At 49.2% G+C, this 9,592-nt stretch carries 12 protein-coding genes; 1 reads left to right on the top strand and 11 read right to left on the bottom strand.

All coding sequences use genetic code 11. The features are described 5' to 3' along the window. Nucleotides 1-74: 74 nt before the first annotated feature. Both M4I36_RS12805 and tyrS read right to left on the bottom strand, forming a co-directional pair. Nucleotides 75-503, bottom strand: a complete 429-nt coding sequence (locus tag M4I36_RS12805) for a LysE family translocator (protein ID WP_258112142.1) — start codon at nucleotides 501-503, stop codon at nucleotides 75-77. A gap of 122 nt (nucleotides 504-625) precedes the next feature. Then, nucleotides 626-1,894, bottom strand: coding sequence for a tyrosine--tRNA ligase (tyrS, locus tag M4I36_RS12800; RefSeq protein ID WP_258112141.1), 1,269 nt, complete (start codon nucleotides 1,892-1,894; stop codon nucleotides 626-628). Nucleotides 1,895-2,117: 223 nt separating this feature from the next. Between tyrS and M4I36_RS12795 the strand changes: the two genes are divergently transcribed. Beyond that, a complete protein-coding gene (locus M4I36_RS12795) occupies nucleotides 2,118-2,489 on the top strand; it encodes an arsenate reductase family protein (protein WP_258112140.1) in 372 nt (123 codons plus the stop codon). Nucleotides 2,490-2,570: 81 nt separating this feature from the next. On the opposite strand, the gene M4I36_RS12790 is transcribed toward M4I36_RS12795, so the two are convergent. The 9 genes from M4I36_RS12790 to M4I36_RS16725 form a co-directional block, all read right to left on the bottom strand. Continuing rightward, nucleotides 2,571-3,935: a DNA recombination protein RmuC gene (locus tag M4I36_RS12790; protein ID WP_258112139.1), complete on the bottom strand. Its 1,365-nt coding sequence runs from the start codon at nucleotides 3,933-3,935 to the stop codon at nucleotides 2,571-2,573. A gap of 401 nt (nucleotides 3,936-4,336) precedes the next feature. Further along, entirely contained in the window at nucleotides 4,337-5,350 is a 1,014-nt protein-coding gene (locus tag M4I36_RS12785) for an NAD-dependent epimerase/dehydratase family protein (protein ID WP_258112138.1), read from the bottom strand. Nucleotides 5,351-5,733: 383 nt separating this feature from the next. Next, entirely contained in the window at nucleotides 5,734-6,039 is a 306-nt protein-coding gene (locus tag M4I36_RS12780; RefSeq protein WP_258112137.1) for a PIN domain-containing protein, read from the bottom strand. Between the two features lie 235 nt (nucleotides 6,040-6,274). Continuing rightward, the gene (locus tag M4I36_RS12775) at nucleotides 6,275-6,817 is read right to left on the bottom strand and encodes a GNAT family N-acetyltransferase (protein ID WP_258112136.1); all 543 of its coding nucleotides are present in this window, start codon (nucleotides 6,815-6,817) and stop codon (nucleotides 6,275-6,277) included. 349 nt (nucleotides 6,818-7,166) lie between these two features. Then, nucleotides 7,167-7,454 carry a hypothetical protein gene (locus M4I36_RS12770; RefSeq protein ID WP_258112135.1) on the bottom strand — a complete coding sequence of 96 codons (288 nt, stop codon included), beginning with the start codon at nucleotides 7,452-7,454 and terminating at the stop codon, nucleotides 7,167-7,169. 136 nt (nucleotides 7,455-7,590) lie between these two features. Beyond that, entirely contained in the window at nucleotides 7,591-7,938 is a 348-nt protein-coding gene (locus tag M4I36_RS12765; protein ID WP_258112143.1) for a VOC family protein, read from the bottom strand. Beyond that, on the bottom strand, nucleotides 7,938-8,405 hold the full coding sequence (locus M4I36_RS12760) for a GNAT family N-acetyltransferase (protein WP_258112134.1): 468 nt from the start codon (nucleotides 8,403-8,405) through the stop codon (nucleotides 7,938-7,940). Before M4I36_RS12760 ends, M4I36_RS12765 begins: the two co-directional genes overlap by 1 nt. Before the next feature lie 227 nt (nucleotides 8,406-8,632). Next, nucleotides 8,633-9,130, bottom strand: coding sequence for a DUF998 domain-containing protein (locus tag M4I36_RS16910; protein ID WP_374986228.1), 498 nt, complete (start codon nucleotides 9,128-9,130; stop codon nucleotides 8,633-8,635). Between the two features lie 232 nt (nucleotides 9,131-9,362). Next, nucleotides 9,363-9,592: Yae1 family protein (locus tag M4I36_RS16725; RefSeq protein WP_308661253.1), on the bottom strand; the 230-nt coding region annotated here is incomplete at its 5' end.

The following is a 9,592-nucleotide window of genomic DNA, read 5'->3' as shown; positions in this document are numbered from 1 at the left end:
TCCATACACTTTCATTCGACAAATTGCACGCGAAATCCTTGTTACAGCAGGGTTTTTAGTTAATTCAGCAGCCCCTAAATACCAAACCAAAAGAGGATGTTCAGAGGATTGGAAATGGCCATCAGAAACCCAGAGGTCAACGCCTGGGACAGGGATGCCGCTTCCTGTTTCAAAAATACAATCTCGCTTCGTGCACTGTAAAGACTTTGCAACCCGAGATAAACGAGCACCACACTACCGAAAGCCCAAAGAAACGATTTGACGACAGTATGTGCCAGAAATCCTGTCAGTCCGAAAAAAATCAGCCCCATGTAAGCCGCATCTGCGAGCATCGCACCAATTCCGATGCACCATGCGTAAAAAAATCCATGACGCATGCCGCCATCTAATTGAGCTGCGTTGATAGGGCCAATGGGAGCAGACAAGGAAATCCCTAGTAAAATGTACCCAACGAATGGAGACAAAGAAATATGGTGAACATCGAACCAAGACAGAGTGGACACCCCCTCTTGAGGTGTCCACTTTGCTCTCGTGCTTTTGCTCGCATTCTTTCGCTCGCATGCCGGACAAACCTCATCCCATTTTATGAGACAAGGTCGACACTAGAACAGACCGATGCGAATTTTCACTCCGCCCCTATGAATCTCACCAGAAAATAGTTCTTCTTCCCGCGCCTCAGCACAAGGAATTCCCCGCCATACAAATCCCCACTACCAAACACCCGAGTTTCTTCGGTCACCTTGTCCCCGTTTACATGGATGGCGCCATTTCGAATATCTTCCCGAGCCTGGCGCTTCGAGGGACACGCCCCAGACGCCTGCAGTATAGAAACAATGTCCATCGCGCCATCGGTCGGCAAATCGATCGACGGCACTCCGCCAAACACTTCGCGCACTTCGTCCACCGTCAAGTCTTTGATGTCTCCGCTAAACAGCACATTGGATAGATGTACCGCCCGTTCCGTCGCAGCCTGGCCGTGCACCAGCGAAGTCACTTCCAGAGCCAGCGCCTTTTGTGCTTTACGCAGACCCGGATTCGTTTCCAACTCTTTCTCCAATGCTTCAATCTCTTCTCGCGACAAGAACGTGAAGTACTTCAGAAATCGGATGACATCCTCGTCTGCCGCGTTCAACCAGAACTGATAGAACTGATACACAGAAAACTTCTCCGCGTCCAACCACACTGCACCAGACTCCGTCTTGCCAAATTTTGTGCCATCCGCTTTTGTCACCAAAGGCATCGTCAATCCGTAAGCTTGCTCACCAGTAACCCGCCGGATGAGGTCAATCCCCCCGACGATATTTCCCCATTGGTCCGATCCGCCCATTTGCAAGATACACTCGTAACGCCGAAACAACTCCAAGAAGTCGTTGGACTGGAGCAACATGTAACTAAATTCCGTGAAAGAGATGCCTGTTTCCAAGCGAGCCGAGACTGTCTCCCGATTGAGCATCGTGTTAACGCTAAAATGTTTACCCACGTCTCGCAGGAATTCAATGACACTCATGGGCTCGGTCCAATCAAAGTTGTTCACGACCAACGCCGGATTATCCGCTGACTCAAAGTCCAAAAATCGCGACAGCTGTGCTTTCAACTTACCCGTCCACAGTTCCACCGTATCTGACGTGTTCAGCACACGTTCCTGCTTTTTTCCTGACGGATCGCCAATTAAACCAGTTGCTCCACCAACCACCGCAATCGGCACATGACCTGCCAACTGGAACCGGCGCAACGTGAGAATCGGAACCAGACTCCCGATATGCAGACTGTCCGCAGTCGGGTCAAATCCTACATAAAGGCGCACGCGTTTGCTCTCCAGCTCCCGCTCCAGCGCTTCCCGATGGGTCACTTGAAAGAGTAGTCCGCGGTACTCCAAATCTTCGAGAATGTTCACTCCTCTACCCCTCTCTCCACTTCTTTTGCAGTATTCCCATTATTACTGGATATGACCTTCGACACAACTAAAGGTGGGTCTCGAATACAAAAAAGCAGAAACTCGTGGAACCCTCGGCCTTAGACCGTCACTTCGCTATAATGGATGTAGACAAACAAGAAACAGGCGCCGGCACAAGAAAGTTGCAAGTACTCCAGTGACAGAATCGAAAGGACGGAGAAACTTGAATTTGTATGGATACAAAAAATGCTCCACATGCCGCCAAGCAGAAAAAACCTTGAGAGAACTTGGGGTTTCTGTGGAATTCCACGATATTGTAGAGCAACCTCCATCCGAAACGATGCTATCTTCCTGGCTTGAAGCCTCCCAGCGTCCCATTCTGGATTTCGTCAATACGAAAGGGACCGTATTCCGGCAACGCAGCTTGAAGGATGCTCAGTTCACTACAGAACAGTGGATTGCCGAAATCGCACATGATGGAAAATTGATGAAAAGGCCAATCCTCGTGACCGAGGATGGCACAGTCGTCATTGGATACCAACCGGACCTTTATCAAACCTTCGCAAAGTTCGAGACCTCACAGAGCGAAGGGTAATCAGTCTGCCAACGCGGCGGCGCCGGAAGCGAGTCGGGGGGGGGGGGCGTAACTTCCCAGATTATCTCGCTCCTCTTCGACTCACAGGTCACTCGCAAGGTCTTTGTCGTCCACCTCGTCTTCTTCTCCTGAGGCGAGTGCGGGCAATAATAACTCTGCATCGACGGCAGGCAGTTCTTGCACATTTCGCAACTTACGTTCAATGGTCCGTGACTTCTTTGCCGCCGTGTCAATGGAATTGCTCGCTTCGCGCAGCTTCTTTTGGGTCTTGTCCAACAAGTCTCCAAAAGTACCGAACTGCGTCTTAATGGCGCCCAGCAACTCCCACACTTCACTCGACCGCTTCTGGATGGCCAATGTTCGGAAGCCCATTTGCAAACTATTCAGCAGCGCCGTCAGTGTCGTCGGCCCAGACACAATGACCCGATAATCACGCTGCAAGCTCTCCGCCAGTCCAGGTACCCTCAAGACCTCCGCGAACAAGCCCTCAATAGGGAGATACATAATGGCAAAGTCCGTTGTTTGCGGCGGATCGATATACTTTGACGAAATCGCCTTAGCTTCCGCCTTGATGCGGGCGGTCAGGGCTTTGGCCGCTTCGCCAAACCCCGCTAAATCACCGGACTCTTCCGCATCCAACATCTTCTGATAGTCTTCAATCGGAAACTTGCAGTCAATGGGAAGATAAATCGAATCCTTACCGTCTCCTTGGCCTGGCAATCGAATGGCGAATTCCACTCGATTGTCCGATCCCGCTTTCGTCCCGACATTCTTTTCATACTGCTCGGCGGCGAGGATTTGCTCAAGCAACATTTCCAATTGCACCTCTCCAAAGGTTCCCCTGGTTTTGACATTGCTCAGTACTTTTTTCAAATCCCCGACGTCATGAGCGAGCGTTTTCATTTCACCCAATCCTTCGTGCACCGCAACCAAGCGCTCACTCACTTGCTTGAACGATTCAGACAAGCGCTGCTCAAGCGTGGCATGAAGCTTTTCATCAACTGTCTGACGCATCTGTTCCAGTTTTTTGTTGTTGTCTTCCTGTAGCGTGGCCAAACGCTCCTCCACCACTCCGCGTACTCGTTCGAGCTTGCTCTCGTTCATCTCGGTCAGCACCTTCAACTGGCCCGAAAACGCCTCGAACAGCGACTGTTGCTGACCATTCTGAGCCCCAAAGTGCTGCGTCAACGTCTGAGAAACTTGACTGAACAGACGAGTGAAGTGATTCGCCAGTTCTTCCCTCGCAAGCGCCGCCTGCTTTAAATCACTGTCACGGAGGCGCTCCATTTCGCTCTGCACAAAGTCCGTCAACTCCCGCTTAACGCGAGCCAACGACTCTTCCGAAACCGGATGAACCCCTGAACCATCTGCCCGCTGAGCACGCAAAAACAATCCGACCAACACCAACTGGACCAACAAGACCAGCCCGAAGAAGACTGCCGTCATTTTCATTCCTCCCGACCTACCCAAGGCCAAACTCAGAACCTATTTCTTCTTTGCCTCAATTTTTGTCACGGAGTTGTCGTATACACGAGGCATATCGCCCTGACTCATAGAGGAATTCGGCAGTGACATCGCCGAAACCTGCGTCCCAGGTCTGAACCACACATTTCTGTGATAGAAAGACAGGAACCCATCCATGACCACGAAAATCCGAACCCAGTGACTATTTGAAATCGTACCATTGGGTATGGTAGTGCTGCAAAATCACGATAGTAACCATAGTTCTAGTCCATGTGAGAAAAGTTCCCCTGCCTCCGCTCGCCAATATTCCACCTCAAATTCCCCACTCAAATAGGTGTTAATCGCGTGCCACATTTCGTTCTCTCTATGATCTTCTCCTATCCTCAAGAACGAACACCTAAACCTATCCAAGATTGTTCCTGGTTCCGTAACCTATACCAACTTGGTGTTGAATCCTGATAGAACTCTGTCATCCATTCTCCCGTCTCACGTATCCAAGTTGCCATCGACGTGAATGACACTCCTAAATCCAACTCCGCTTTCGACACATCCACGGGAACACAGTACGGAAGCGGAATTTTATACGTACCGCCAGCCCACTCATTGAGAACCTGTCGAGGTGCGTAATGAATCTTAGGAGTCGTTCCTGCGACTGTCGCCATGAGTCGAATGTACTCTTCATAAGTCCATAATTCCGGCTGCGTTGCATTATATACTGCGTATTGTTGAGGCGGGTGGTTGAGAGCAGCCAAAATCACCCTCGCGACATCACCAGAAAACGCAAGCTGGCATGGACCCGCTTTGTGTATCAGCTCATCAGGCAACCAAATCGGTCCACCATCTTTGACGCGAAGCCAGAACCAAGCAAATCGACCATCGGCAGTGTTCGGGCCCACGATTTGAAAGTAAGGACGGATGACCGTTGTCTTCACATCAAACTGATGAGAGTTGTGGCAGAGCCAGTGTTCCATGCGTCTCTTGTTGTAGACGTACTCTTCGTGCTCATTGGCTGGTTGGCACTCGGGTATGGCATCATTGAACAATGCATCTGTCTCTCGAATGGGGCGAGATGGCTCTTTTAAGGCTGTTTCAACGTTTGGATAAACAAACACCGTGCTAGTTACGATGTAATGATTGAGTCGACCACGCATTGATGCCAATAAATTTTTGCAGTCTTCAGGTGTATAGGCAACGTTGTCAATCACGACGTCATAAACACCTGAAAACCCCGGTAACGTGAATAGCTCCGTCCTATCCGCCTTAATATGGGTAACGCCAGTTTCGTTCAACGGGCGATTCCCACGGGAAATCACCGTGACATCATGTCCCTCACGCACAAGGAGAGGCAAAAGATAATAACCGATTAACTTTGAGCCTCCAACGAGCAATACCCTCATTCATATCACGCCCTTTCCAGCAACGTATCTTAACGATATAGTTTGCATTCGGGCAAAAACAGTCTGTGAAATGGAGAATTTTACTCGTACAATAAGAGTATGAGAGCTAGTACTTATTCCACTCTATGTCGCGTTAATTCAACAGTCACACTACTTACCTTTCAGCCAACATAAAGACACTCTAGTCCCCGTCGAACTGCGGAGCAACCCTTGCATGGATACATGGGTACGCTTCCACAACCGCAACTGCCCCGCACCCCTCGCCCCCCAAGTCTCCACCGCCTTGCCACCAGCCACACGCCAAAAAATTTGCCGTGATTTGTGACATGGTTCCTCGTAACAGGTTAAACAGCAAGTGAATAGGTAATCTGAGGCATGCAGACCTATAACAGATAAACTGAAGCACCTAGTCTTTGAAAATCACCATCAAAGTTTGCAACCACCAAATTTCCAGCCCGTGCCGCCGCAGCCAAATAGGCATCCCAATAGTCGACGCCATGCTTGGAATAGAGTTCGAGTGCATCATTGATTTGCCTTGCATCGTCCACGACTACACCATCAAGCATGACCACTTTGCTGATGACCGCAGCAATATCACTTTTTGAAAAGGCGCAGACCCTTCCACTCAGAACAAAACAACATTCCGCTTCCGTAGTCATTTTCCGCAAGCTTAGTCGCTCAGTAGTCACGACTACTGTATCCGTCCAATCCCCTCCTAGCATCGCGCAGAGTACTCACCACACTACAATGACTCGTCGCCCGTAACGCATCTATTGACTTGGGTTAACGAATTCCTGTTGCACATTGCGGCCCGAGAGTCCAAGAACGGTTCGATGCTCATGGTGTTTATGTATGTGTTTCCGGGGACAAATCCTTTTAAAGCATCAGCACCCGTTTGTTCAGAACCACGGAACGTATATCGCCCTAGTTTCCAGAGCGCCATTCTTCCGCTAACAAGCCATAAACAATGGAATCAGCGAATTGATCGTATAACTTAACATCTTGACGGAAGGTTCCTTCATGCTTAAATCCCAACCGCTCAGGTATGGCACGGCTCCTTAAGTTTTCGTTGATGGCACGAATTTCGACTCGATTCAGCTTCAGTTCGCGAAATGCATAATCAATCATGGCTTCGCAACACTTCGTCACAATGCCTCTACCTTCATATTCCTTTGAAATCCAATACCCAATTGAAGCAGAGCGATGCGCCTCTGAAATGTGCAACCCTATTGAACCAATCAACTGTTTGTCGTACCAAATGCACGTAGGCACATCGGTCCCAGCCGAAAACTTGTTTAACGACGTTTGAACAAATGACTTCGTATCCTCTGGAGTTTGGGTTCTCGCAAACATTAGAAACTGCCCAATGTGATCACGGTTTTCGGCAATGACATTGTACAATGCCTCGGCATGCCGCATCTCTGTAATCGCTAAATAAATGTGTTCATCGACTTCGCACTTAAACATCGTATCATCACCCCTGTCGTATCCAAAATATAGCACCAACCGTTCTGCTTTGAATAGACCCACTATGAATTATCCGGCCCGTTTGTCCCGTAACGAATGGACAGTCAACAGTGCATTTTCATGCGTTGACCCACGCATAGCGTTGCTGCAGATATGCTGTAACTGCTTGTTCAAGAACGCGAACGTGGTAGCGACGAAATCCTGTACTGGACGATAGTCCTTTGGATTGATGTTATCTGGGGTTTCCTGAGAGAAAACCACCTCAAATCCGCCGTTTCATCGTCGTGCACTTGGATGTATTCACTATTGTAGAATATTTCATATTGGATATTTATTCAGTACACGTGTTCTATTTGCCCCCTAATTCCTTCACCAAAGTGTCGTCGATGTACGCACGATAGGTCTGTGGTCTGAACCCAGCCAGCAGCAATTTTCTCTGCTTTTCAATTCTTATGCAATGCCGCTCATTAGTTCCGACTGGGAATTCGTACTCCTTAGTTAGTTTGAGTGAGAACATCCTAAAGTCATCAACCTCTCTTCGTCCGTCAACATTGATGTTCAAATTCCCCGTCCATTGATTAAAGTAAAAATCAACCGTGTGCTTCTCCAACTCGCCTACATTCAAAGAAAATTTCATTGATATCATACCCCCCTGCTGTATTCTTCTGCCCGAGAGTCCGACTACGACGCTTATGGCAGTATCGAATATTCATGCATTTGTTGGTGTATCGCGTTCTTTAGTGAACGCACCCGCTCACCTCAGAACAGTTGCGTTATTCTGGGCGTTGCATGAACCCCCACGCATTTCCGAATGGGTCGGTGAGTTGACATATCCATACCTTATCGACTCCGAAAATCGGACCACGAAATAGACGACACCCATGCGATTCAAAGTGTGAAATCGTCTTGTGAAGGTTTGCGACTCTCCAATACGTAACTTGTCCAGCTACGCCAGATTTCGTTTTATCATCCATTGGGTGAACCCCCACTGTTGTACCCGCCAAATCAAAAGCACAGTAATTCTCGTCGTCGAAATAAGGTTCTGTACCCAACACTTTCATGTACCAGGCTTTGGCTTCTTGGACATCGGGTACGAAGAAAAGCACTTCACAAACTCCCATTACACCGTCCATGTAGCCACCTCATCCTGGTTTTCTGACCGTTCGCTCAGCAACAAACGACATTGAAACCGCTTTACACCAGGATATTTCTCGCCAAGAGACTGTATTTCAAATCCATATCTACGATAAAATTCAACCGCATCATGATCCGTCTCCGCAGTTAATTCAGTGAAATTTTTCAATCTGAGGAGTTCATCGGTCATATTTCGACCGATCCCTGAGTGGCGCTGGTTTTCAGCAACCGCAATGTGGAAGATTTCCGCAGAGGCTCCCTTGCCCTTGAATCCGACCATACCTACCGCGGAGCCAGCGTCATCCATAAAAACACATAGCTCCGCGTCATCTTGCCGATACACTTGCTCCAAAATGTTGTGAAGCTTTTCTTTCGTAGCGGACCCGACCGCATAGGACAAAAATTGCATGACTTGCTCGATGGATATGAGGTGATTCCTGTACTTAACCAGCATCACATACTCCTTCTCTCAGCGACCAAACCTCGTTTGTCGCAAACCTTCTCCGATCATAGCGGACACACAAGGCGGATTTCTGTTCATGCATAGCCTTGTACGGATACCCTTAGGTCCATGGGAGGGCAAGATGATCTGAGTTAATGCACGACTCTAATCGTATACAAAAAACCAGGCCACTGAAATCAATAACCAAGCATTGATGGTCACAAGAACGCCCGCTCCGTTTACCCCGGCCACCGTCGCAAGCTTGGCAGTAGTGCAGTGACCCATACGATCACCAACAACGGTGTTGAAATCTCAGCCAAAATCATCAAAACTTGATATACGCCGTGCAGTGCAAGACATGTGCTGAGATTGCGGGTAAGGGTTGTGATCGCTGACACGCCGGCAACAAAGCTCAATGCTGACAGAATCATGTGAGCGATGCCTTGCGGAGTCACTTTCTGGCCCGATAGGCCCGTAAGAACGAAAACCATCGCCAAACGAGTGAGGCCCAATATTGCCAGCCACACCAATCCTGTGAGGGTTAACGGTGGCAGGCCAACTACTTGAGCGAGTGCGGTGGGCAGCAGCAATATGCCGACGCCGTCGATGACGGTGCTGGTACGAGCTAACCTACGAAATCTCCCGATGGAGTAATCACTGATCGTGTTGTAAAGTGGATTTCGGCCAGTCGGGAGCAAATGAAGCACAATAAACGTGAAGTACGCCGTGTATGCCAATCAACTCGCAGACGCCAAAATGGACGCCTCGATGACGGTTCACCTCTATCCTGCGGTTACAACACAAGCGACCAATCTACCGATTCACTTCACATTCTCTATTTCGACGGACTGTTGCGCCCTCCTCCCTCCATGTTCTTTCGTGTTCTCCCCCATTCGTAGTTTGTCATGCTGCTGGAAGAACAAAAAAACCGCCGAAAGCCTCGTGGGGGCATCGGCGGTTTCGCTCGATTCAATGAACGAGTTTGTCTTGGATAGCTTTTGCTTCGGCTGGGCTAAGCCCGGTCATGTCCACGACGTCTGCGAGGCTAGCCCCTTTTCGGAACATCCTCTCGGCTACCGTAGCCAGGCCTTCCTGCCGCCCTTCTTGAAGTCCTTCCTGTCGTCCTTCCTGCAGTCCTTTCTGCAATCCTTCCTGAAGCCCTTCTTGATACAGTTCTTCCGCGATTTTCGACACGAGTC

This window comes from Alicyclobacillus sp. SP_1 (assembly GCF_024706985.1).
Classification (GTDB): domain Bacteria; phylum Bacillota; class Bacilli; order Alicyclobacillales; family Alicyclobacillaceae; genus Alicyclobacillus_I.
Note: the sequence above shows the minus strand (reverse complement) of the source record. Positions and strands in the feature narration are given on the sequence as shown.

Bases quoted from the DNA above. Each gene is read 5' to 3' on its own strand.
- M4I36_RS12765 (WP_258112143.1), bottom strand. From the start codon at position 7,938: ATGGGAGTTTGTGAAGTGCTTTTCTTCGTACCCGATGTCCAAGAAGCC.
- M4I36_RS12775 (WP_258112136.1), bottom strand. From the start codon at position 6,817: ATGTTTAAGTGCGAAGTCGATGAACACATTTATTTAGCGATTACAGAG.
- M4I36_RS12785 (WP_258112138.1), bottom strand. From the start codon at position 5,350: ATGAGGGTATTGCTCGTTGGAGGCTCAAAGTTAATCGGTTATTATCTT.
- M4I36_RS12770 (WP_258112135.1), bottom strand. From the start codon at position 7,454: ATGAAATTTTCTTTGAATGTAGGCGAGTTGGAGAAGCACACGGTTGAT.
- M4I36_RS12760 (WP_258112134.1), bottom strand. From the start codon at position 8,405: ATGCTGGTTAAGTACAGGAATCACCTCATATCCATCGAGCAAGTCATG.
- M4I36_RS12790 (WP_258112139.1), bottom strand. From the start codon at position 3,935: ATGACGGCAGTCTTCTTCGGGCTGGTCTTGTTGGTCCAGTTGGTGTTG.